Source organism: Streptomyces sp. NPDC042201 (genome assembly GCF_055582185.1).
In genome coordinates this window covers 164,179-186,210 of record NZ_JBVJDS010000006.1, presented here as the reverse complement: position 1 = coordinate 186,210, position 22,032 = coordinate 164,179, and the positions used below count along the sequence as shown (strand labels likewise).

The window sequence follows — 22,032 nt, the reverse complement described above, 5'->3', positions numbered from 1 at the left end:
GGATCCGGAAAGGGGTCTCACTCCTGCTTGTCGCCCGGCGCGACGATCGTGGCGGTGCCGGGACGGTTGAGGGCCTCGTCCAGGGACCGGATGGCCGGGTAGTGCAGGTCGAACGCCGGGGACTCGGAGCGGATCCGCGGCAGGGTGAGGAAGTTGTGCCGCGGCGGCGGGCACGAGGTCGCCCACTCCAGGGAGCGGCCGTAGCCCCACGGGTCGTCGACTTCGATCTTCTTGCCGTATTTGGCGGTCTTCCAGACGTTGTAGAAGAACGGCAGCATCGACAGTCCGAGCAGGAACGAGGCGATGCTGGAGATGGTGTTCAGCGCGGTGAATCCGTCGGTGGCGAGATAGTCCGCATAACGGCGCGGCATGCCCTCCGCGCCCAGCCAGTGCTGCACCAGGAAGGTGCCGTGGAATCCGATGAACAGCGTCCAGAACGTGATTTTTCCGAGCCGCTCGTCCAGCATCTTCCCGGTGAACTTCGGCCACCAGAAATGGAATCCGGCGAACATCGCGAACACCACGGTGCCGAAGACCACGTAGTGGAAGTGCGCGACGACGAAGTACGAGTCGGAGACATGGAAGTCCATCGGCGGGGAGGCCAGAAGGACGCCGGTCAGACCACCGAAGAGGAAGGTGACCAGGAATCCGATCGACCAGAGCATCGGTGTCTCGAAGGACAGCGAACCCTTCCACATGGTGCCGATCCAGTTGAAGAACTTCACCCCGGTCGGTACCGCGATCAGAAACGACATGAAGGAGAAGAACGGCAGGAGCACACCGCCGGTCACAAACATATGGTGCGCCCACACCGTGATCGAAAGACCCGCGATGGCGATGGTCGCCGCCACCAGGCCGATATAGCCGAAGACCGGTTTGCGGCTGAAGACCGGAAAGATCTCGGTGACGATGCCGAAGAAGGGCAACGCGATGATGTACACCTCCGGATGGCCGAAGAACCAGAAGAGGTGCTGCCACAGCAAGGAGCCGCCGTTGGCGGCTTCGAAGACATGCGCACCGAATTTCCGGTCCGCCTCCAGCGCGAGCAGCGCGGCGGCCAGCACGGGGAAGGCGAACAGGACCAGCAAGGCGGTCAGCAGCACGTTCCAGGTGAAGATGGGCATCCGGAACATCGTCATGCCGGGGGCGCGCATACAGACGATCGTGGTGATGAAGTTGACCGAGCCGAGGATCGTACCGAAGCCGGAAAAGGCCAGACCCATGATCCACAGGTCGCCGCCGACCCCCGGTGAGTGGACGCCGTCCGTCAGCGGGGAGTAGGCGAACCAGCCGAAGTCCGCCGCACCCTGCGGGGTGAGAAAGCCGGCGACGACAATGAGAGAGCCGAAGAGATAGAGCCAGTACGCGAAGATATTCAGCCGTGGGAACGCCACATCGGGCGCCCCGATCTGCAGCGGCATGATCCAGTTAGTGAATCCGGCGAACAGCGGCGTCGCGAACATCAGCAGCATGATGGTGCCGTGAATCGTGAACGCCTGGTTGTACTGCTCGTTGGACATGATCTGCGTGCCGGGGCGGGCCAGCTCCGCGCGCATGAAGAGCGCCAGCAGACCGCCCACGATGAAGAACGCGAACGAAGTAGTGAGATAAAGTGTCCCGATCGTCTTATGATCGGTGGTGGTCAGCCACCCCACGACGACTTTGCCCGGCTCCTTGCGCCGTACCGGCAACTCGTTCTCGTACGTGTCGTCGGCCTCGGCCGACTCTTCCGTGCCCGTCGTCGTCACTGCGACGTTCCTCCGGTCAATGGTCGCGTGTGGATTCGGCAAGCAGCATGGCGTTGCTTTCACCGGTGCGGTGCGACCTCTTGCTTTCCGGCGCGTCGCTACGGGACGGTCCTGCTCACCTTCCTCGGCCGTGGTGGGAGGCAGGAATAGCCGGGTGATAGCGAAAAGGGCCGGTCACGGCTGTGGTGTCGCCCGTTCGCCGGCCACCTCCGGCGCCCGGCCGGAACGCCCGCCCACGCGACGGCCGGGGCCTCGCTTTCACCCGATAGAGCGGCTCGCGTGCCCCCGGGCCGTTGACCGTTCCGGCAGGTCGCGGGGGACGGACGCCCATCCCGGGCTGGCCCTTCTCCGCGGTCAGAACGGCCGGTCGCCGACGATGGCGACGCGCTCGGCCACCCGGCGGTGCGTACCGTAGTCGCTGACCGCGTAGTGCTGGGTGGCGCGGTTGTCCCAGAAGGCGATGTCGCCCGCCTCCCAGCGGAACCGCACCTGGAACTCGGGCACATGGGCCTGCTGGAACAGCAGCCGCAGCAGCCGGTCGCTCTCCGCCGGCTCGAACCCCACGATCCGGGTGGTGAAGGAGGCGTTGACGAACAGCATCCGCCGGCCCGTCTCCGGATGACGTCGCACCACCGGGTGCTCGACCGGCGGGAACAGCTCCTGGAACGGGGCCAGCCGGGCGGCGGGGGAGAAGCGGGCGAAGCCCGGGACGAAGTCGTGGACGGCGCGGGCGCCGTCGATACGGTCCTTCACTTCCCGCGGCAGGTTGTCGTACGCCGCCGCCATGTCGGCCCACAGCGTGTCGCCGCCCGCCGGCGGCACCTCGCGCAGTTGCAGCACCGCCCCCAGCGCGGGCCGCTCCCGGAACGTCACGTCCGTGTGCCAGACGTTCTCGTACGTGGGGACCGCGGTGCGGTCGAGGCGGACCACGTCCCGGGCGGCGCCGGTGGCCAGCAGCGGATTGGTCTCCAACTCGCCCCAGTTGCGGGCGAACGCCCGCTGCGCGTCGGAGGACAGGTGCTGCCCCCGGAAGAAGAGCACCTTCCACTCCAGCAGGGCGCGGTTGAGCTCCTCCCGTACGGCGGGCGACAGCGGACCCGACAGGTCCAGGCCACGGATCTCGGCGCCGATGGTGCGGCCCTGCGGGACGACGTCGAAGAGCTCGTACGGACGGTCGGTCCACTCCTCCGGGAGACGGCGCAGCTCGCGGTGGCCCTCGTACAGGCCGTCGGCGGGGATGCGGTGTTCGCGCAGTGCGGAGGGGGTGGGTCCGGCGGTGGTGGTCACGGGTCTCCTCTGGAGTTCGAGCCGACGGGAGGGTACGGGCCGACCTGGGGGAACGGGAACGGGGCGCGGACCGGCCCGGAGAACGCGGAGGGCGCTGATGAGGCGGACCGGCCCGATGCCGGGCCCGGCGTTCCGGGGGTACCGGTGGTCAGCGACAGGAGCGGGCCGGGGGAGAACCCACCCGGCCGCGGCGACGCAGGAAGCTGTGGCCGCGAGGCGCGCACTCACCGTGGGGGCCGCTGTGGCGCGGCTCCGCTGCACGGCAGTTCGAGTACGTTCCCATGCCAGGCACCGTACCGCAGTCGAGGATTGCGGTCCGCCCCGCCCCGGGGCGACAGGGCGCGCCGGAGCGGGGCGGGCGTGACGCGTGGTGCGTGCGATCCGAGGAAATCAGCCGTGGTCGACCGTCAGCGGCTCGAAGGCGATACGGGTGGCCGACCCGTCGTCCGCCCACCTCACCTCGACCGTGTCCCCGTCCACGCGCACCTCGTTCACCGCCCCGGACAGTGGCGTGGCACCGGGCTCGGCGGTGAGCGTGGCGAGGGCGGCGAAGACCGCCGTGCCCTCCACGTGCGCGGTCAGCCGGGGGACGACCGCCCAGCGGGTGAACGCCGTGCCCTGCGGCGCGCGTAGCTCGTCCTGGGTCTGCCAGCCGTGGAGCCCGTGCAGGGCGGACCGTACGGCCTCGTCCGGCCCGGTCGCCCAGCCCGTCTGCCGCACCCGCGCCCCGGGCGGGGCGCCGAGCACGCGGTGCACCCGCAGTTCGTACCGGCCCCGGACCACCGTGACACTCTCCACGCGCAGTCCCGGCACCATGGGAGCGCCCGACGTGAAGACCGGCCGGTGCCAGGAGGCGGCCCAGCCCCAGCCGTCACCGTGTCCGGCGCCCAGCGGGCGGATACGGCGACGGCCGCTGAGGTCCCCCGCGATCTCCACGGCCAGATGATTGTCCGCGACGTTCGCCGGCGCGGTGGGGCCGGTCCGGGTGGAGTAGGCCTCCCGGCCGTAGTGCGGGTCGTCCTGCGCGGCCGACTCGCCCTCGTGCGGGCGGACATGGTCACTGCCGTGATTGTGCAGCCGGACGATCCCGTCCGCCCGGGTGGACTGTACGAGCAGCCCCGGCGCGGGCAGGGCGAGCACCTGGTCGGGCCCCTCGCTGGGCGCGGGCTCCTCGGTGGCCGTCCACAGCGGATGTCCCTCGGGCGCGAGCAGCGCGACGAAGGCCTTGGACGCCCAGTAGGGCGAGGCGGGGCCCGAATAGTGCTGGAGCGTGGCGTCGTGCGGGCCGTGCCAGCCCAGGCTGAGCAGCCCGTCCGTGCCGGTCGCGCCACGGTCGAGGAAGTAGCGCAGCGAGCCGTTCACCAGCCGCCGTGAGGCGCCGGGTGTGAGCGGGGTGTGTCCGGTCATGGCGCCCAGCGCGACCGCCGCGCTCGCCGCGAAGCGGTAGGTCAGCGAGCGGCCGAAGTGGATCGGTGCGCCGTCGGCGCCGAACAGCAGGGAGAAACTCTCCAGATGCTCGCGCAGCCGGGCGCCGTAGTGCGCGGACAGCTCCGGGTCGTCCGCCAGATGGGCGTGCAGGACGGGATAGAGGTGCAGGGCCCAGCCGTTGTAGTGGTCGAAGGCGCGGCCGTCGCCGTCGGCGTACCAGCCCTGCCCGCGGTACCAGCCCTCCAGCAGGTCGAGCCCTCGCTCCTGGGCGCGTGCCGTCTCCGCGTCGCCGCGGCCGACCGACTCCAGGAACCCGGCCACGGAGTAGGGGAACAGATACCAGTTGTTGGGCGCCGGGGTGTGCCGCAGCGAGCCGCGCAGCCACTCCTCGGCGCGGTCCTGAACCCCGGAGTCCAGCCGGTCCCACAGCCACTCCCTGGTCAGCCGCAGTCCGATGGCGACGGACGCGGACTCGACCATGGGCTGGCCCTGCACGTGGTGGTCAAGGATCAGCGGCCAGGACTCGGCGTCGTCCCGTCCCGGTGTCCTGGTGCCGGCCGCGAGGCCGTCCGCGTACCGGTCGAGCCAGCCGTGCGGATCCTCGCCGTCCGCGCCCGCCACCCGGAAGGCGGCGGCGAGGAACGTACGGGCGTAGCCCTCCAGGCCGTCCGAGCGCACCCCCGAGCGGGAGGGCCGTCCCGGCAGGTCGAGCAGGGCGCGGCCCGGGGTGGCCCACTGCCAGGCGGCGTGCAGCAGGCCGTCGGCGGCGGCCTCCCAGTGTGCCCGGGTGTAACCGGTGCGCGGGCTCAGCGCGCGGTCCTCGGCGGGGAGTTCGAGCGGTGATGTCATGCGAGGAATGCCAGCCTTTCGCGTCGTACGGGGTGAGCGAAGCCGTCGCCCGCGGCCCAGCGGGCGACTTCGCCGACCGCCAGGTCGGCCAGCCGTCGCAGCTCATTGCCCTGCGAGCCGGCGAGATGCGGGGTGATCGTTACGTTCTCGCACTCCCACAGCGGATGTCCCGGCGGCAGCGCGTCGGGATCCGTGACATCGAGGACCGCCCGGATCCGGTCCTCGCCGAGTACGGCGGTGAGGGCGTCCTGGTCGACGACGGCGCCGCGCGCGGTGTTGATGAGCACGCTGTCCCGGCGCATCGAGCAGAGCAGTTCGCGGCTGACGAGCCCACGGGTGGCGGGCAGCAGCGGGGTGTGGACGCTCACCACGTCGCTGCGCGCGAACAGTTCGCCGAGCGCGGCCGGGCGGACGCCGAGCGCGGCCGCCTCCTCGTCGGAGACGTACGGATCGTGCAGCAGCACCCGCAGGTCGTACGGGCGCAGCAGTTCGATGACGCGCCGGCCGATCAGCGAGGCGGACAGAATGCCCACGGTGCGGCCGTAGTTGCCCAGCTCGGTGGGGGCGCGCAGCCACTCCTCGCGGCGGCGCGTGGCGCGGTAGTCGCGAGCCCGTTCCAGGACCCGCTTTCCGGAGAGCAGGATCATCGCGACGGTGTACTCCGCCACCGGCAGGGCGTTGGCGGCGGCGGCCGAGGACACCTCGATGCCGCGTTCCCAGCAGGCGTCGGTGATATGGCCGCGGACCGATCCCGCGGTGTGGACGACGGCGCGCAGCCGGGGCGCCGAGTCCAGGACGGCCGTGTCGAGGGGCGGGCAGCCCCAGCCGGTCACGAGGAGTTCCACGTCCGCCAGCGCGGCGCGGGCCCGGTCGGTGGTGAGGTCGTCGAGGACGGGCGGCGGCACGAGGTCGCACACCGCGCCGAGGGCGGTCAGGGCCTCGGGGCCGAGGACGGCGGCGGCCGCATCCGGTTTCATGGCGAGGGCGGCGCGCGGACGGAAGCGTTCGGTCGGTGCGGTGGGCATCCTTCTCCTGGTACGTGGGGACGGGCCGGCGGCCCGCTACTTGACGGCGCCCGCGGTGAGGCCGGACCGCCAGAAGCGCTGGAGCAGCGCGAAGGCGAGGATCAGCGGCAGGATCGCGAGCAGCGAACCCATGATCACCACGGGGTAGTACTCGGGAGAGACGGTGGCGGAGCTGTTCCAGGTGTAGAGACCGAGGCTCACCGGATACAGGTCCTGGTCGGAGAGCATCACCATGGGCAGGAAGAAGTTGTTCCAGATCGTGGTGAGCTGGAAGAGGAAGACCGTGACCAGCCCGGGACCGAGCATCCGCAGGGAGACCCGCACATAGGTGGTCAGTTCACCGGCGCCGTCCACGCGCGCCGCTTCGAGCACCTCGTCGGGCACATATCCCTGGCTGAAGATCCGCCCCAGATAGACGCCGAAGGGGTTGAAGAGCACGGGGATGAAGACCGACCAGAAGGTGTTCACCAGACCCGTGCCCGACGCCATCAGATAGAGGGGCAGTGCGAGGACGGTCTGCGGCACCATCACGGCCGCGAGGACCAGACCGAACAGCTTCTCCTTGTGGCGGAAGCGGTACTTGTCGAAGGCGTAGCCGCAGGCGATGGAGACCAGGGAACCGATCGCGGCGCCGACGACCGCGTACAGCAGACTGTTGCCGTACCACCGTCCGTACAGTCCGCCGTCCATCGCGAACAGGTCCTTGAGATTCTGCACGAAGGACATGTTGCCCAGCGACAGCAGATCGCTGCTGAACAGCGCGTCCCGGTCCTTGGTGGCGGCCAGCACCAGCCAGAGCACCGGCAGCAGGGTGTAGAGCACGGAGATGCACACGACGAGGTTGACGACGGGGCGGCCGAGCAGGCGCGGGCGCGTCGGGGCGCCGGCGCGTTGGGCGCCGGTGGTGCTGATCGCGCTCATCGGGCGGCCTCCTCGGGGGCGTTGGCGCGGTTGGTCCAGCGGGTGACGCCGTAGGAGAGGGCGATCGTGCAGACCAGCAGCACGACCGAGGCGGCCGCGGCCAGACCGTAGTTGTTACGGGTGAAGGCCGCGTCGTAGATGTACATGCTGGGCGAGAAACGTGAGCTGATCATCGGTGTGGACTGGCCGATCAGCATGGGTTCGGTGAAGAGCTGGAGCGAGAAGATGAGGGTGAACATCGCGACCATGACGATCGACGGGCGCACCAGCGGCGTCTTGACCTGCAGGGCGGTACGGACCGGACCGGCGCCGTCGACGACCGACGCCTCGATGACCTCGCGCGGCACGGCCTGCAGCGCCGCGTAGAACACGACCATGTTGTAGCCGAGGTTGCTCCACAGCGCGATGTTCACGAGGGACGGCAGCACGGTGTGCACGCCGAGGAAGTCGATGGTGATGTCGGCCTTGCCGAACAGATCGATCACCGGACTGATGCCGGGCGTGTACAGATACAGCCAGATGAGTGCGGCGATGATGCCGGGCACGGCGTGCGGCAGGAACAGGGCGAGCTGGGCCCACGACCGCAGGCGCACCACTCCGGAGTCGAGCAGCAGCGCCAGCGCGAGGGCGCCGATCACCATCAGCGGTATGTAGACCACGCAGTACAGGACGACGGTGCCGAGCCCGGCGAGGAAGGTCGGGTCGGTCAGGACGGCGGTGTAGCTGCGCAGTCCGGCGAAGACCGTGCGCTCCGGGCCGAAGCCGAGGCCCGGCTGGTCGTCGCTGAAGAAGCTCAGCCACACGGTGGTCGCGACGGGGATCAGGAAGACCGTCACCAGGAGTACGAAGAAGGGGGTCATCAGGACGCCGCACGCGCCGAGTTCACGGCGCCGGGCTGACCTGCGGCCGCCGTGCGCGGGCGCGGCGGTGGCGTCGGCCTTCGGGCGCACGGGGGTGGCGAGGGAATTGCTCATGGGGTGTCACCTGCCTCTCTGCTGCGGGGGTGGGGGCGCGGATCAGCTGCTGCGTTCGGTGGTGGTGAGGCCCAGCGCCCTGAGGTCCGGCATGGTGCCGTTCTGGGCCGCGCGCACCGCCTCGATCAGCGAGCCCTGGCCCCCGCTCGCCCGCGCGAAACCGTCCTGCATGACCTCCCCGGTGGCCGTCATCCGCGGTCCCCAGAGCCAGCCGTCCCGTACCTTGTGCGCCTCCTCCTCGAAGAGGCGGTAGATGTCCTGGCCGCCGTAGTAGGTGCGGTCGAAGGCTTGGCGGCCGACGGCGACCAGGCCGGGCGCGGCCGGATACTGGCTGCTGGTGCCGCTCGCCAGCCGGGCGCGCAGCGCGTCGGGGTGCGAGACCTGCCACTCGATGAACTCCATGGCGGCCTCCGGCCGTGTGCTGTCCTTGGTGACCGCGAAGGTGGAGCCGCCGTGGGTGCCGACGACCGGCCTGTCCGGATCCCACTGGGGCAGTGGCGCGATGGCCCAGGCGCCCTTCTGCCCGGGCCGCGCGTTCATCTGCGCCCCGGCGTCCCAGGCGCCGCTGAGCCGGGTGAGGACCTGGCCGTTGCCGATCTGCGCGTCGCCCTGCCGGCTGTCCACCGGGTTCAAGAAGACCAGGTCCTGGTCGATCAGCCGCTGCCAGTACGCCGCGACGCGCCGGCTCGGCGCGTCGGCGAGCGAGACGTTCCAGGCGCCGCCGGCGGTGTCGAACCACTGGGCGCCGGCCTGCCAGGCGAACGCGGCGAATTGCGGGGCGCCGTCCGTGGGGAAGAGCGCGATGCGCCGCTCGGGGGCCTTGCGGCGCACCGTCCTGGCCACGTCCTCGAACTCTTCCCAGGTGCGGGGTACGCCGAGGCCGTACTGCTCGAAAAGGTCGGTGCGGTAGTGCATCACCATCGGTTCGATGTCCAGCGGCACGCTGAAGGCGCGTTTCTCGAAGGTGGTCAGGCCGAGCGCCTGCGGCAGCAGCTTGGCGCGCAGTCCGTCACTGATCAGCCCGGTGATGTCACGGGCCACGCCGTCGATGGCGAAGCCGGGGAGCTGGGGATATTCGATGGTGGCGACGTCCGGGGCGTTGCCCGCACGGGCGGCGTTGCTGAGCTTCGCGTAACCGCCCTGGCCGCCGGCGGGGATCTGCTGGAATTCGACCTGGACCCGGTCGTGGGTGCGATTGAACGCGTCCACCACCTCCTGGCTGCCCCGCAGGGCTGACCAGAAGGTGATGTGCGTGGTGGTCCTGCTGGTGGTGGTGTTCGTGCTGCGCGATCGTGAGTCCCCGCCGCCACCGGTGCAGGCGCTCAGCGCACCTGTCAGGGGCAGCGCGGCGATCGTGGCGAGCACGGATCGACGGCTTTGTCGACCAGGCATGGGCGCCTCCCGCGGCTCCGGTTCGAGACACGGGGAATCCTGATCGGCTGATCGGAACTGGTCAATAGATCGCTCAGAAGAAAATGAAAGCGGTCAAACGCTCAGTCTTCTGCGGGGGTTGGCCGGGGGATGGACCGGGCGGCCGGCTTCTGCGCGGAGCCGCGTACCTTCAGCGTCGGCAGCAACTCGATCCTGCGCACCGGACCGGCGGCGCCGAGCGGCCGGGCCAGCCGGTACAGGAGCAGTTCGGCCGCCGCCCGCCCGATCTCCGCCTTCGGCGGGGCCACCGCGGTCAGCGGGGTGCCGCCCAGGGCCGCGACCACATCGTCGTACGCCACCACCGAACAGTCCCTGGGCACCCGCACCCCTTGCTCCGCGAGCCGCTGTACCAGCATCAGCGCGTCCACGTCGCCGTGCAGCACGGCGGCCGTGGCCCCGCGTTCCCGCAGGAGCGCGGCGAGATCGAGGGGCGTACGGTCGTGCGGGACACCGGCCAGGTCGGGTCCTGGCGGCCCGGGCACCGCGTCCGGCGAGCTGAGGACCACCGACCAGTCCTCCACCTCGGGCCGGGCGGCGGCGATCTCGGCGAAGGCCGCGCGGATACGGCGCGCCGTGGGGCTGTCGTCGCGAGCGGCCAGCACGATCCGCCGGTGGCCGAGCGCCACCAGATGGTCGACGGCGAGATACGTCCCGTACCAGTGATCGGAACACACCGAGTCCAGGGCGTGCAGCGCGCTGCCGGGCCGGGGCCGCCGCTCCATCAGGACCGTCGGCACGTCCACCTCCGCCAGCCAGCCGTAGTCCGCCTCCTCCGAGACCGCGCTGCGCCACCTCGGGGCGATCAGCAGCCCCCGCGCTCCGGCCGCCAACGCCCCCTCCACCAGGGGTCGTTCCGCGCCGGCCGCCTGTGAGGCGATATGCAGGGCGATCCGCATCCCGGACTCCTCCAGCGCCGTCCGTGCGCCGTGCAGCGTCTCGTAGAGGTACGAGTGCCGCTCCGGCACCACCAGAGCGACCGCGCCGCCGTCCGCGGCCGGCTCCCCGGACCGCGCCGCCGGGACGGCCGCCACCTCCTCGACCGGCCCCACCGGACGGGCCACGCCGTGTCCGCGCCGCAGCCTCCCGGCCCTGGCCAGCTCCTCGACGTCCCGCCGGACCGTGACCACCGAGACCTCCAGCTCGGCGGCGAGCACGCTCACCTTGACCGCACCGCGCGACCGCACGACCGCCAGGATCCGCTGACGCCTGAGTTCGACCGGCTCCCGCATGGTGTCTGATCCCCTCGCTGTACCACTGCGCATTGTTCGTTTGACTGCTTCGTGTGACCGCTCGGTCGCAGCATAGCGATCGGCCGTCGACCGTGGGGGCAATCGGTGATGAAAGGTTTCAATCGACCCTCTGGAAATCGGAAACGGCGTCAACTGCACCGTCGGTGAACCGCACTTGGCGATGTTCTGGCCAACGGAAGACCGCTGCAGAACTCTTGACGCGGCACACGGGCCTCCCTAGTTTCACGTGAGTGAAACGATTCACTGTCGAGTCGCATCGGAGCCGAGTGTGATCAGCAGAAGACGACTGCTCAGCACCACCGCCACCGCCCTGGGGACGGCCGTCGCCGCCGGAGCCGCTCCGGCCGCGCTGGCGGCGCAGGGGCGGCCGGCCGCCCCGAAGGCCGTGCGTATCGGCCGGCCCGCCGTCGAGTACGTCGAGCATCCGCTCGGTCTCGACGTGCCGCGTCCCCGGCTGAGCTGGCCCCTCGTATCCGAGAAGACCGGCCAGGCGCAGAGCGCCTACCAGGTGCGCGTCGCCACGGCCCCCGAGCGCCTCGCCGAGCCCGATGTCTGGGACAGCGGAAAGATCACGTCAGCGGAGTCGGTCCTCGTCCCGTACGCGGGCCCGGCGCTCCTGCCCCGTACCCGCTACCACTGGTCGGTGCGCGTCTGGGACACCGAAGGCGCGGCCTCGGAGTGGAGCGCGCCGTCCTGGTGGGAGACCGGACTCGGCGGCGGCTCGGAGTGGTCGGCGCGCTGGATCGGAGCGCCCGCCGCACTCGTCGGCGCCCCCGCGCTGGACGGCGCCTCGTGGATATGGTTCCCCGAGGGCGACCCTGCCTCGAGCGCCCCGGCGGCGACCCGCTGGTTCCGCGGCCGCGTCGACGTCCCGGCGGGCGTCACCCGCGCGCGCCTGGTCATGACGGCCGACGACGGCTACACCGCGTATCTGAACGGCGATCAGGTCGCGCACGCCGACGCGGACGGCCCCGCCGAGAACTGGAAGCGCCCCGCCCTGGCCGACGTGACCAGTCGGCTGCGACCAGGCGCCAACGTGATCGCCGTCTCCGCCACCAACGCCACGGCCGGGCCCGCGGGGCTGCTCGGCGTGCTGGAGCTCACGACCGCCGACGGCGTGCGGACCGTCGCAACCGACGGCACCTGGAAGGCCGCCGACCAGGAGCCCTCCGGGGACTGGCGGTCCGCCGGCTACGACGACGGCTCATGGCCCGCGGCCACGTCCCTGGCCCGGTGGGGCTCGGGGCCCTGGGGCGAGGTACGGCCCTCGTACGCACCCGCCGCGCAGCTGCGGCACGAATTCCGGCTCGGGAACAAGCCCGTCGCGAGGGCGCGGCTGTACTCCACGGCGCTCGGCCTGTACGAGGCGTACCTCAACGGCGAGCGCGTCGGCGAGGACCGGCTCGCGCCCGGCTGGACCGACTACCACAAGCGGGTTCAGTACCAGACGTACGACGTGACCGGCCTGGTCGGCTCCGGTGCCAACGCGCTCGGGGTCACGCTGGCGGCCGGCTGGTACGCCGGGAACATCGCCTGGTTCGGCCCGCACCAGTACGGCGAACGGCCCGCGCTGCTCGCTCAGTTGGAGGTCACGTACGCCGACGGCTCCACCGAGCGGGTGCTCTCGGGCACCGACTGGCGCGCCGCCACAGGACCGCTCACCAGCGCCGATCTGGTGATGGGGGAGGACTACGACGCCCGGCTGGAGACCGACGGCTGGACCCGCGCCGGGTTCGACGCGAGCGGATGGAGCGCCGCCGAACCCGTCGACGGAGTCACCGCCGCGCTGGTGTCCGAGGTCGACGGCCCCTCGCGGGTGGAGCGTGACCTCCCCGCCCTGACGGTGGCCGAGCCCACGCCCGGCGTCTTCGTCTTCGACCTCGGCCAGAACATGGTCGGCTCCGTCCGCCTGACCGTCTCCGGCGCCGCGGGAACCACGGTGCGGCTGCGCCACGCCGAGGTCCTCAACCCCGACGGCACGATCTACACCACCAATCTGCGCACCGCCCGCGCCACCGACACGTACACCCTCAAGGGCCGCGGCACGGAGACGTACGAACCGCGCTTCACCTTCCACGGCTTCCGCTATGTCGAGGTGACGGGCTACCCCGGCCGGCCGCCGCTCAGCGCCGTCGTGGGACGCGTCATCCACACCTCTGCGCCGTTCACCATGGACTTCCGGACGAATGTCCCGATGCTCAACCAGCTGCACAGCAACATCGTCTGGGGCCAGCGAGGCAACTTCCTGACCGTTCCCACCGACACCCCCGCGCGCGACGAGCGGCTCGGCTGGACCGGCGACATCAATGTCTTCGCGCCCACCGCCGCCTACACCATGGAGTCGGCCCGCTTCCTCACCAAGTGGCTGTGGGACCTGCGCGACGACCAGGCGGACGACGGCGCCTTCACCGATGTGGCGCCGCTCGTCGGCGGGGTCGGCAAGGGCGTGGCGGGCTGGGGGGACGCCGGAGTCACCGTGCCCTGGGCGCTGTACCAGGCGTACGGAGATGTGCGGGTGCTGGAACAGTCCTGGTCCGCGATGCTGAAGTGGCTCGCCTACCTGGAGGGGCACAGCAGCGGCTTCCTGCGCCCCGCCGAGGGCTACGGTGACTGGCTCAACATCCAGGACGAGACCCCCAAGGACGTCATCGGCACCGCCTACTTCGCGCACAGCGCCGACCTGGTCGCGCGGGCCGCCGAGGCGCTGGGCAAGGACCCCGAGCCGTACAGGACGCTGTTCCGCGCGGTCCGCGACGCCTTCCGCGCGGCCTACGTCTCCGCCGGGGGCCGGGTGAAGGGCGACACCCAGACCGCGTACGTACTGGCCCTCTCCATGGACCTGCTGGCCGAGAGCGACCGCAAGCCCGCCGCGGACCGTCTGGTCGAGCTCGTCAGGACCAAGGACTGGCATCTGTCGACGGGCTTCCTCGGCACCCCGCGGCTGCTTCCCGTGCTCACCGCCGCCGGCCACACCGATGTCGCCTACCGGCTGCTGCTTCAGCGGACCTTCCCCAGCTGGGGCTACCAGATCGACCGGGGCGCCACCACGATGTGGGAGCGCTGGGACTCCATCAAACCGGACGGCAGCTTCCAGGACGCCGGTATGAACTCCTTCAACCACTACGCGTACGGCTCGGTGGGGGAGTGGATGTACGCGAACATCGCCGGGATCGCGCCCGGTGGCCCGGGCTTCCGGAAGATCATCGTCCGGCCGCGCCCCGGCGGCGGCGTGACGGAGGCCGAGGGGCGCTTCGACTCGGTCTACGGACCGGTCACCACGCGCTGGAAGGCGGGCTCCGACGGCTTCCAGCTGGACGTTTCCCTGCCCGCCAACACCACTGCGGAGGTGTGGATCCCCGCCGGTGACGCGGTGGACGTCGGCCACGGCAGGGCGCGGTTCCTGCGGAGGGAGGACGGCTGCGCCGTCTTCGCAGCCGGCTCCGGGAGGCACCACTTCTCCAGCTGATCGACCGGAACTCTTCAGCTACGGAATCAAGTTGACGGTGTGTCGGCTCGGCCCCCGACAAGCGCACGGGGCATACTGAGTATGTGCATACTCGGTATGCAATGCCTCGGGGGTTCGACCGACCATGACTTCATCCGTTGGGGGAGAGTTGCTCAGAAACAGACACAAGGCGGGCGCGGCCATGGTGGCCGCGCTGCTCACCGCGGGACTCGTGACAGGAGCCGCCTCCGGGACGGGCGGGGGAGAGATGCCCGCCCCGGAGGCGCGGCAGGCGCAGGGCGGCTCGTCCGTGGTCACCCTGATCACCGGAGACCGCGCCTTCGTGGACGCCCAGGGACGGATCACGCGGGTGCAGCCCGCGAAAGGCCGTGAGGGCATCCGAATAACCGTCAACCGGGTGGCGGGCGACACGTACGCACTGCCGTCCGACGCGTCCCGGCTGGTGGCCCAGGGCCGGGTGGACCGGCGGCTGTTCAATGTCACGGGCCTGATCGAGGCCCGGTACGACGACGCGCACCGGGAGACCCTTCCGCTGATCGTGTCGTACACGAAGGAGAAGGCGCGGGCGAAGCCGGCCATCTCGGCGGCGGACGTCTCGGTACGCCGGAGCCTGCCCGCGGTCGGCGGCGAAGCCGTGACCGCGCCGAAGACGGGTTCGCCCGAGGTGTGGGAGGCGCTCACCGCTCCCGGCGGGCAGCAGCGTGCTGCGCGTACGGTGGCGCCCGGCATCGAGCGTGTCTGGCTGGACGGCAAGCGCCGGGCCAGTCTGGACAAGAGCGTTCCGCAGATCGGCGCGCCGGCGGCCTGGAAGGCCGGGTACGACGGCAAGGACGTGAAGATCGCCGTCCTCGACACCGGGGTGGACGAGACCCACCCCGACCTCAAGGACGCGGAGGTGGCGCAGCAGGACTTCTCAGGCGCGGGCAATGTCGTCGACCACTTCGGCCACGGCACCCATGTCGCGTCGATCGCGGCGGGATCCGGTGCCAAGTCCGGCGGAGCGTACAAGGGCGTCGCGCCCGGTGCGAAGATCCTCGACGGCAAGGTGCTCGACGACTCCGGTTCCGGTGCGGAGTCGGGCATCATCGCGGGGATGCAGTGGGCCGCCGATCAGGGCGCGAAGGTGGCCAACCTCAGCCTCGGCGGTACGGACTCCGTGGAGGTGGATCCGCTGGAGGCCGCTGTCGACCAGCTGTCCGCCGACCGGGGCATCCTGTTCGTCATCGCGGCGGGCAACGACGGCCCCGGAGCCGGCACCGTGGGCTCGCCGGGCAGCGCGGCGGCCGCCCTCACCGTCGGCGCGGTCGACCGCGAGGACAGGATCGCCGACTTCTCCAGCGCGGGTCCGACGGCCGACGGCGCGCTGAAGCCGGACATCACCGCGCCCGGCGTGGACATCGTCGCGGCGAAGGCGGCCCAGGGGCAGATCGGCGACCCCGCGGCCGACGGATATGTGGCGATGTCGGGCACCTCGATGGCGACCCCGCATGTGGCGGGCGCCGCGGCGATCCTCGCCCAGGAACACCCGGACTGGACCGGCGAGCGGATCAAGCAGACGCTGACCGCCTCCGCCGCGCCGGGACCGGGGCTGACCGCCTATCAGCAGGGCACCGGCCGTACCGATCTGGCCAGGGCGATCACCCAGACGGTGGTGAGCGAGCAGACCTCGGTGGGCTTCGGCCGGCAGGAGTGGCCGCACACCGACGACCAGCCGGTGACCAAGAAGATCACCTACCGCAACAGCGGCAAGGAGCCGGTCACCCTCGACCTGGCGCTGGAGACCCTCGGTCCCGACGGGCAGCCCGCCCCGGCCGGCTTCTTCACAGCCGGCGCCGAGCAGGTCACCGTGGCCGCGGGCGGCACCGCGAGCGTCGATCTCACCGCGGACACCCGGATCGGCGGCCTGGACGGCGTGTACTCCGGTGCGATCACCGCCAAGGCGGCCGGCGGCGAGAACGTCCGTACGTCGTTCGGCGCCGTCCGCGAGGTGGAGTCGTACGACCTCACGCTGAAGTTCCTCGACACCCGGGGCAAGCCCGCCCAGGCCGAGACCACCGTCTACGGCCACTCCGGCGACTTCTGGGAGAACCCGTACGACACCGACGGCGACGGTGTCGCCACGATCCGGGTGCCCAAGGGTTCGTATCTGATCGACGCTCCGGTACAGACCCCCAAGGGCGGCGACGCCTTCCCGGACATCGCCCTGATGGTGCAGCCGAAGATCTCGGTCACCAAGGACGCCACGATCACCTTCGACGCCCGGAAGGCGAAGCCGGTCAGCATCACCCCACCCGAATCGGCGAAGCCGGCCGGGACGTACCTGAACTACTCGCTCGAGTCGGCGGACGGCGGCTTCGGCAGCACCTGGTTCCTGGACTCGTTCAAGGGCTTCAGGACCGCACAGGTCGGCGCGGCGCTGCCCGCCAAGCGGTTCAGCACCCAGACGGGCGGCAACTGGCAGAAGGGCAGTACCAACTACAACCTGCTCTACAACCACACCGGGTCGCTCCACACCGGCTTCAGCCATACGGCCACCAGGAGTGAACTGGCACTGGTGAACCTGAAGATCGGCGCCTCGGCCAAGGACCGCGAGGGCATCGTCAACGCGTTCTGGAGCGCGCCGATGTTCGGGGTCGGCACGATCACCGAGCCGTTCGCCCTGCCCGCCACGGCGAAGACGTACGTCACCGCTCCCAAGGGCTTCCTGTGGGAGTTCCACGTCGGTCAGGAGAGCTCGTCGGACGACGGTGGAGGTGTCTTCCTCCAGTCCGATCCGCCCGCGGTGTACGCGGCGAAGAAGACCTACGAGAAGACGTACAACGTCGGGGTCTTCTCTCCGAAGGTGGACAAGAACTACACCGCCCGGCGGTACGGCAACGAGCTGGAGGTCTGTATCCCCGAGTTCACCGACGGGGCCGGACACTTCGGCAGCTCCGACGTGACCGGGCAGCGGACGGTGATCTCCGTCGGCGGCACGAAGGTCCTCGACGAGGAGAGCGGGCTCTGCCAGTTCGTCACCGGGCTGCCGGCCACCTCGGCCGCCTTCCGGATCAGCACGGACGCGTCCCGCTCCACCACGGTGGCGGGCGTCAGCACCCGGATCGCCGCGGCCTGGGCGTTCACCTCGAAGAAGCCCGCCGACGACACGGTCGGGACGCTCCCGCTGTCCACCGTCCGCTTCGCCCCGAAGCTCGACCTGACCAGCACCGCGGCGGCCGGCAAGAAATTCAGGGTTCCGCTGTCCCTCCAGGGCCCGGCCGCGGGCAAGGGGTTCGCGTCGCTCTCCGTCCGGGTCTCCTACGACGGCGGTGTCACCTGGACCAAGGTTCCGGTCGCCACCGCCAAGGACGGCAGGAAGAGCCTGTCCCTGAGCCACCCGAAGAAGGCCACGTCGGTCTCGTTCAAGGCGAAGCTCACGGACAAGGACGGTAATACGTACGACACGACCATCGTGAAGGCGTACCGGCTGAAGTAATTCCCGGCAGCACGACGGGGAATACGCCGTGAAAAGGCGGGTGGGACCGGACTGGCTCCGGTCCCACCCGCCTCAATACCGGTCGAGCGCGGCGCTTACCAGCGGTACCAGCGGCCACGCTTGCCACCACTTGCCGCAGGGCGGACGACGAAGCCCAGCAGCCACACGACCAGAATGATGATCGCGATCCACCACAGCGCCTTGAGTGCGAAGCCCGCACCGAAAAGGATCAGGGCGAGCAGAAGAACGAGAAGCAGGGGAACCATAGTTATCAACCTCCGAACCGTCGTCTGCCCGCAGGTTGTCCGGCTATGCGGGCACTTTTATGTGTTTCTTGTCCTGTTCCCGGGGCATACGGGCTCGCTCATCCGCCGAACGGGTGCGAAACTTCAATAGGAGTGAGACCGCCGACGGTGAATGTTTGGCCGTCGCGTTCCGGGTGAGACGCATAATCGCCCACTGATTTTCCAGCTGTCAGGACGTGATCCATATGACTGACCAGAAGAACGAAAAGGCCAAGGCGAAGGTCGAGCAGGCCAAGGGCAAGGTCGAAGAGACCGCCGGCCGCGCCGTGGGCAATGAGCGGATGACGGCCGAGGGCCGCGCCGAACAGAGCAAGGGCGATGTGCGTCAGGCGAAGGAGAAGGCCAAGGACGCCTTCAAGCACTGACCGTACGATCCCCGTCGGGCCCGGCAGACCTCGGCCTGCCGGGCCCGACGCGGTGTGCCCGCCCCGTCCCAGAAAAAGGTCGGTCGCATTCTTCCCGGGCCTCAGGTGCGGCCGTAGCGGATGGTGTGGTCGGCGAATTCCAGCGCCATGTCGTCGCTGACCGTGGGGCGGGTACGCCGGATGGTTCTGAGGTAGTCCTCGGTGGTGGGGTGGGCCCGCTTCCCGCTGTCGAGGCTGCGCTCGAAGATGGCCTGGGCGACCGTGCGGGCGGCCTGCTTGATGTCGGCGGGGGTGAATCCGTCGCTGACGTCGGCGAGGACCCCGGTGTCGGCCTCGGCCTGGGCCTTGGCGATGTAGCTGGCCCACAGGGCCTTACGGGCCTCGTGGTCGGGCGGCCCGACGGGCAGGACATAGTCGAAGCGGCCGTGGCGCAGGAACGCCGGGTCGAGGGCGGCGACGGTGTTGGTGGCACAGATGAGGAGCCTGCCGTCGCGGTCGCGGAACCGCACGATGGATTTGAGGAGCTCGTTGACCACGCTGACAGAGGCGGGATCGGCCAGATTGCGGGTGCCGGCGACCTCTTCGACCTCATCGATGAAGACCAGTGCGTGGTCGAGCTGGGCGATCTCCTCGAAGCGGCGGCTGAGTCCGTTCGCCAGCCCGTCCTCCAGGGTGAGCCGGGACGGGAAGAGCTCCACGAACGGCCAGCCGAGCCGGCTGGCCACCGCCTTGGCGAAGGTGCTCTTACCGGTCCCCGGCGGACCGAAGAGCACCACGGCCTGGGGCGGCTCGACACCGTGCTGGTCCGCGAGCTCGGGATTGGCCAGCGGCAGCACCAGGCGCCGTTCGATGAGCTGCTTCTCGTCGGCCATCCCGGTCAGCTTCTCCCAGAGCCCGGCCGCCGGCACCATCGCACCCAGCGAGGACAGCACCGCGGAGTCCTGGGCGGTCACGGACTGTGCCTTCTCGTAGTACGTGAGTCCCCGGTGCGGGCGGAACCCCGAGTTGCCGAGCGCGGAGGCGCCCGTCTCCTCCTCCGGCAGCACCGCCGCCACGGCCTTGGCCCCGGCGCCTCGCAGGCGGTGCTCCAGGGCGGAGAGCAGTGTGGTGCCCAGGCCCAGGTTCCGCCAGGCCGGGTGCAGGGCTATCCGCAGTACCCAGGCACGGTCGCCGTCCACCCGGCCCACCGCCGCGCCCACCAGATGACCGTCGGCCACCGCGACGACGCTGGGATGCTGCGCCTGCAGCGCGGCGACGACCTCCGAGAGCCGGAAGACGGCAGGCTCGTCGGTGGTGGCGCTCTCACCGTCGAGCCGCACCACCGCTTCGAGATCGTCCGGGATGAAGTCCCGCACGTGCCACACGGCCATGACCCCGCCCTCACACATCGCGTTCCGGGGCTTCCATCATCGGCCAGGTCCCGCCGGGCCGCCTCTTCTGACCAGGTCCGGCGAGTGTGGGGGCAGCGGCGTGGGCTATGCGTCGAACTCGGTGAGGTCGATCGTGTACACCTGGAGCGGGTAGCCGTGGACCGGATGCGTCGTGGCGTGTCCGGGGACCATGCCGAGCTTGTGCGCGATGTTCTCGGAGGCCTCGTCGCCGGGCCGGATGATGCTGACGACGCGGTCGAGACCACGGTCCTGGAGGGCGAACTCCAATGCGGCGTGAGCGGCTTCCGACGCGTAACCCTGGCCCCAGAAGGACTGGCCGAGCCGCCAGCTGATCTCCACGGCGGGCAGTGTCTCCGGCAGGTACTCGGGCACCGACAGGCCCGTGAAGCCCGCCAGCTCGCCCGAGGCCAGAAGTTCGACGGCGAAGAGGCCGAAGCCTTCCTCGTCCCACTCCTCCTCCCACCCCTCAAGGGCCTCCTCGGTGCGGTGCAGGTCGAGGACCGAGCCGTCGCCGATCCAGTGCATGACCCGGGGGTCGGCGTTGATCTCCGCCATGGGGGCGAGGTCGTCGTCGTGCCAGCGACGAAGGGTGAGGCGGGGAGTGTGGATCTCGGTCATGGCGCCCATCCTGTCGAAGCGAGGGCCACATGGGTAATCGGCGCCCGTCAGAGGGCCGGCGGCGGGGCGCGACCAGGAAGGAAGTCCGCCGCCGGCCCGGTCGGGCGACCGGTGGGTCAGCTCTTGTTCTGCTCCTTCCACTCCGCCTGGGCCGCGTTGAGCTCCTTGGCGACCTTGTCCGCGAACTCCTTCGCCGTCATGTCGCCGAGGAGCACCTTCTGGAAGTTCGGCTCGTTGCCGCTCTTGCTGATGGTGTTCCAGTCGGGCAGGTAGTACGGCAGATTGACGATCTTCGTCGAGCCGTCGCTGAGCGCCTTCATCGCGGCGCCGGTCGGCTCGGCCTGCTGGATCCAGGTGTCGGCGGCGGCGTCGGTGTTGGCGGGTATGGAGCCCGCGGACGCGTTCCACGCGCTGTTCGACTTGTGCGAGGCGGCGAACTCGATGAGCTTCCAGGCGGCCGCCTTGTTCTTGCTGTTCTTGAACAGACCGAGACCGTCGACCGGGTTGGAGACCTGGACGCGCGAGCCGTCCTCCTGTGTCGGGAAGGGAAGACCCTTGAACTTCTCCGGTCCCAGCGCCTTCACATGGTCCTGGTACGAGGCGAGATTGTGGGTCAGCATGCCGATCGAGCCGTTGTCCCACTGGGCGACCATCTTGATGAAGTCGTTGTTGACGTCGGCGGACGGCGTCACCTTCTTGTACAGGGCGGCGTACTTCTCCAGGGCCGCCACGTTCTTCGGGTCGTTGACCGTGGTCTTGTCACCGTTCCAGAAGGACGTGATGCCGGACTGCCCGTACATCGCGTCCATCGCCGGGGCGATGGAGCCCGAGCCGCCGCGAATGGTGTAGCCGAACTCGTTCTTCCCCGCCGCGGTGAGCTTCTCGGCGGCCGCGTAGAACGTCGCCCAGGTGGTGGGCGCCTCCAGACCGGCCCGGGAGAACAGGTCCGTGCGATACCACAGCGTGCCGTTGTTGGTGGAGGTCGGCACCGAGTACATCTCGTCCCCGCGGCCGCCCGCCGCCTTGACGCTCGCCACCAGGGTGGGGACGAGCTTGCCCTTGAGGCTGCTCTCCTCCACACGGTCGCCGACCGGCTCCAGGACGTTCCGGACCACGAGGTTGGAGAGATAGGCGGTGCCGACGCCGCCGACGTCCGGCAGCCCCCCGCCGTCGATCGCCGTGTCGTACTTCGCCTGGACCTGGTCGATCGGAACACCGACGTACTTGACGTCGATGTCCGGGTACGTCTTCTCGAAGTCCTTGATGATCTGCGCCCAGATGTCCCGGCGCTCACCCGTGTTGTTGTCCCAGAGGGTGATCTGTCCCTTGCCGGAGCCCTCGCTGCCGCTCCCGCCGCTTCCGTCGTCACCGCACGCCGTCGCCGTCAGGGCGAGCGCCGCGGTCAGGGAGACGGCTGCGGCCGTCCGCCCTCTGTATGCCTTCGAGATCCTCATGGCCGGCTCTTCTCTCTCGGGGTGGTTCATTGCTGGGGGTTACGT

15 protein-coding genes are annotated in these 22,032 nt (G+C 70.1%); 3 read left to right on the top strand and 12 right to left on the bottom strand.

Annotated elements, in window-relative coordinates; all coding sequences use genetic code 11:
• Window positions 1-17: 17 nt before the first annotated feature.
• The 8 genes from ctaD to ACZ6MZ_RS16660 form a co-directional block, all read right to left on the bottom strand.
• A complete protein-coding gene (gene ctaD, locus ACZ6MZ_RS16695; RefSeq protein ID WP_389790213.1) occupies window positions 18-1,748 on the bottom strand; it encodes an aa3-type cytochrome oxidase subunit I in 1,731 nt (576 codons plus the stop codon).
• Window positions 1,749-2,102: 354 nt separating this feature from the next.
• On the bottom strand, window positions 2,103-3,035 hold the full coding sequence (locus ACZ6MZ_RS16690) for a TauD/TfdA dioxygenase family protein (protein ID WP_469352568.1): 933 nt from the start codon (window positions 3,033-3,035) through the stop codon (window positions 2,103-2,105).
• Between the two features lie 390 nt (window positions 3,036-3,425).
• A complete protein-coding gene (locus ACZ6MZ_RS16685) occupies window positions 3,426-5,312 on the bottom strand; it encodes a DUF2264 domain-containing protein (RefSeq protein WP_469352566.1) in 1,887 nt (628 codons plus the stop codon).
• Complete coding sequence (locus tag ACZ6MZ_RS16680; RefSeq protein ID WP_469352564.1) at window positions 5,309-6,337, bottom strand: hydroxyacid dehydrogenase; 1,029 nt, start codon at window positions 6,335-6,337, stop codon at window positions 5,309-5,311. Before ACZ6MZ_RS16680 ends, ACZ6MZ_RS16685 begins: the two co-directional genes overlap by 4 nt.
• Window positions 6,338-6,373: 36 nt before the next feature.
• On the bottom strand, window positions 6,374-7,258 hold the full coding sequence (locus ACZ6MZ_RS16675; protein ID WP_469352563.1) for a carbohydrate ABC transporter permease: 885 nt from the start codon (window positions 7,256-7,258) through the stop codon (window positions 6,374-6,376).
• The gene (locus tag ACZ6MZ_RS16670; protein ID WP_469352561.1) at window positions 7,255-8,232 is read right to left on the bottom strand and encodes a carbohydrate ABC transporter permease; all 978 of its coding nucleotides are present in this window, start codon (window positions 8,230-8,232) and stop codon (window positions 7,255-7,257) included. Before ACZ6MZ_RS16670 ends, ACZ6MZ_RS16675 begins: the two co-directional genes overlap by 4 nt.
• A gap of 42 nt (window positions 8,233-8,274) precedes the next feature.
• Entirely contained in the window at window positions 8,275-9,624 is a 1,350-nt protein-coding gene (locus ACZ6MZ_RS16665; protein WP_384189600.1) for an ABC transporter substrate-binding protein, read from the bottom strand.
• A gap of 101 nt (window positions 9,625-9,725) precedes the next feature.
• Window positions 9,726-10,892 (bottom strand): substrate-binding domain-containing protein, encoded by a 1,167-nt coding sequence (locus ACZ6MZ_RS16660; RefSeq protein WP_389790206.1) that lies wholly within the window; start codon window positions 10,890-10,892, stop codon window positions 9,726-9,728.
• A gap of 289 nt (window positions 10,893-11,181) precedes the next feature.
• Between ACZ6MZ_RS16660 and ACZ6MZ_RS16655 the strand changes: the two genes are divergently transcribed.
• Complete coding sequence (locus ACZ6MZ_RS16655; protein ID WP_469352559.1) at window positions 11,182-14,379, top strand: alpha-L-rhamnosidase; 3,198 nt, start codon at window positions 11,182-11,184, stop codon at window positions 14,377-14,379.
• Between the two features lie 148 nt (window positions 14,380-14,527).
• Entirely contained in the window at window positions 14,528-17,854 is a 3,327-nt protein-coding gene (locus ACZ6MZ_RS16650; RefSeq protein WP_469352557.1) for a S8 family serine peptidase, read from the top strand.
• Between the two features lie 95 nt (window positions 17,855-17,949).
• On the opposite strand, the gene ACZ6MZ_RS16645 is transcribed toward ACZ6MZ_RS16650, so the two are convergent.
• On the bottom strand, window positions 17,950-18,120 hold the full coding sequence (locus ACZ6MZ_RS16645) for a hydrophobic protein (protein WP_384189607.1): 171 nt from the start codon (window positions 18,118-18,120) through the stop codon (window positions 17,950-17,952).
• A 224-nt stretch (window positions 18,121-18,344) separates the two neighbouring features.
• On the opposite strand from ACZ6MZ_RS16645, the gene ACZ6MZ_RS16640 reads away from it, so the two are divergent.
• Entirely contained in the window at window positions 18,345-18,524 is a 180-nt protein-coding gene (locus ACZ6MZ_RS16640; RefSeq protein WP_389790202.1) for a CsbD family protein, read from the top strand.
• Between the two features lie 101 nt (window positions 18,525-18,625).
• Here ACZ6MZ_RS16640 and ACZ6MZ_RS16635 read toward each other — a convergent pair whose 3' ends face one another.
• The 3 genes from ACZ6MZ_RS16635 to ACZ6MZ_RS16625 all read right to left on the bottom strand — a co-directional run bounded on the left by ACZ6MZ_RS16635 (window position 18,626) and on the right by ACZ6MZ_RS16625 (window position 21,987).
• Entirely contained in the window at window positions 18,626-19,894 is a 1,269-nt protein-coding gene (locus tag ACZ6MZ_RS16635) for an ATP-binding protein (RefSeq protein WP_384180223.1), read from the bottom strand.
• Between the two features lie 105 nt (window positions 19,895-19,999).
• A complete protein-coding gene (locus ACZ6MZ_RS16630; protein ID WP_469352555.1) occupies window positions 20,000-20,533 on the bottom strand; it encodes a GNAT family N-acetyltransferase in 534 nt (177 codons plus the stop codon).
• Between the two features lie 116 nt (window positions 20,534-20,649).
• On the bottom strand, window positions 20,650-21,987 hold the full coding sequence (locus tag ACZ6MZ_RS16625) for an ABC transporter substrate-binding protein (RefSeq protein WP_469352553.1): 1,338 nt from the start codon (window positions 21,985-21,987) through the stop codon (window positions 20,650-20,652).
• Window positions 21,988-22,032: the final 45 nt, after the last annotated feature.

Coding starts and splice junctions, on each gene's coding strand:
- ACZ6MZ_RS16685 (WP_469352566.1), bottom strand. CDS start 5,312: ATGACATCACCGCTCGAACTCCCCGCCGAGGACCGCGCGCTGAGCCCG.
- ACZ6MZ_RS16680 (WP_469352564.1), bottom strand. CDS start 6,337: ATGCCCACCGCACCGACCGAACGCTTCCGTCCGCGCGCCGCCCTCGCC.
- ACZ6MZ_RS16675 (WP_469352563.1), bottom strand. CDS start 7,258: ATGAGCGCGATCAGCACCACCGGCGCCCAACGCGCCGGCGCCCCGACG.
- ACZ6MZ_RS16670 (WP_469352561.1), bottom strand. CDS start 8,232: ATGAGCAATTCCCTCGCCACCCCCGTGCGCCCGAAGGCCGACGCCACC.
- ACZ6MZ_RS16665 (WP_384189600.1), bottom strand. CDS start 9,624: ATGCCTGGTCGACAAAGCCGTCGATCCGTGCTCGCCACGATCGCCGCG.
- ACZ6MZ_RS16660 (WP_389790206.1), bottom strand. CDS start 10,892: ATGCGGGAGCCGGTCGAACTCAGGCGTCAGCGGATCCTGGCGGTCGTG.
- ACZ6MZ_RS16645 (WP_384189607.1), bottom strand. CDS start 18,120: ATGGTTCCCCTGCTTCTCGTTCTTCTGCTCGCCCTGATCCTTTTCGGT.
- ACZ6MZ_RS16640 (WP_389790202.1), top strand. CDS start 18,345: ATGACTGACCAGAAGAACGAAAAGGCCAAGGCGAAGGTCGAGCAGGCC.
- ACZ6MZ_RS16635 (WP_384180223.1), bottom strand. CDS start 19,894: ATGGCCGTGTGGCACGTGCGGGACTTCATCCCGGACGATCTCGAAGCG.
- ACZ6MZ_RS16630 (WP_469352555.1), bottom strand. CDS start 20,533: ATGACCGAGATCCACACTCCCCGCCTCACCCTTCGTCGCTGGCACGAC.
- ACZ6MZ_RS16625 (WP_469352553.1), bottom strand. CDS start 21,987: ATGAGGATCTCGAAGGCATACAGAGGGCGGACGGCCGCAGCCGTCTCC.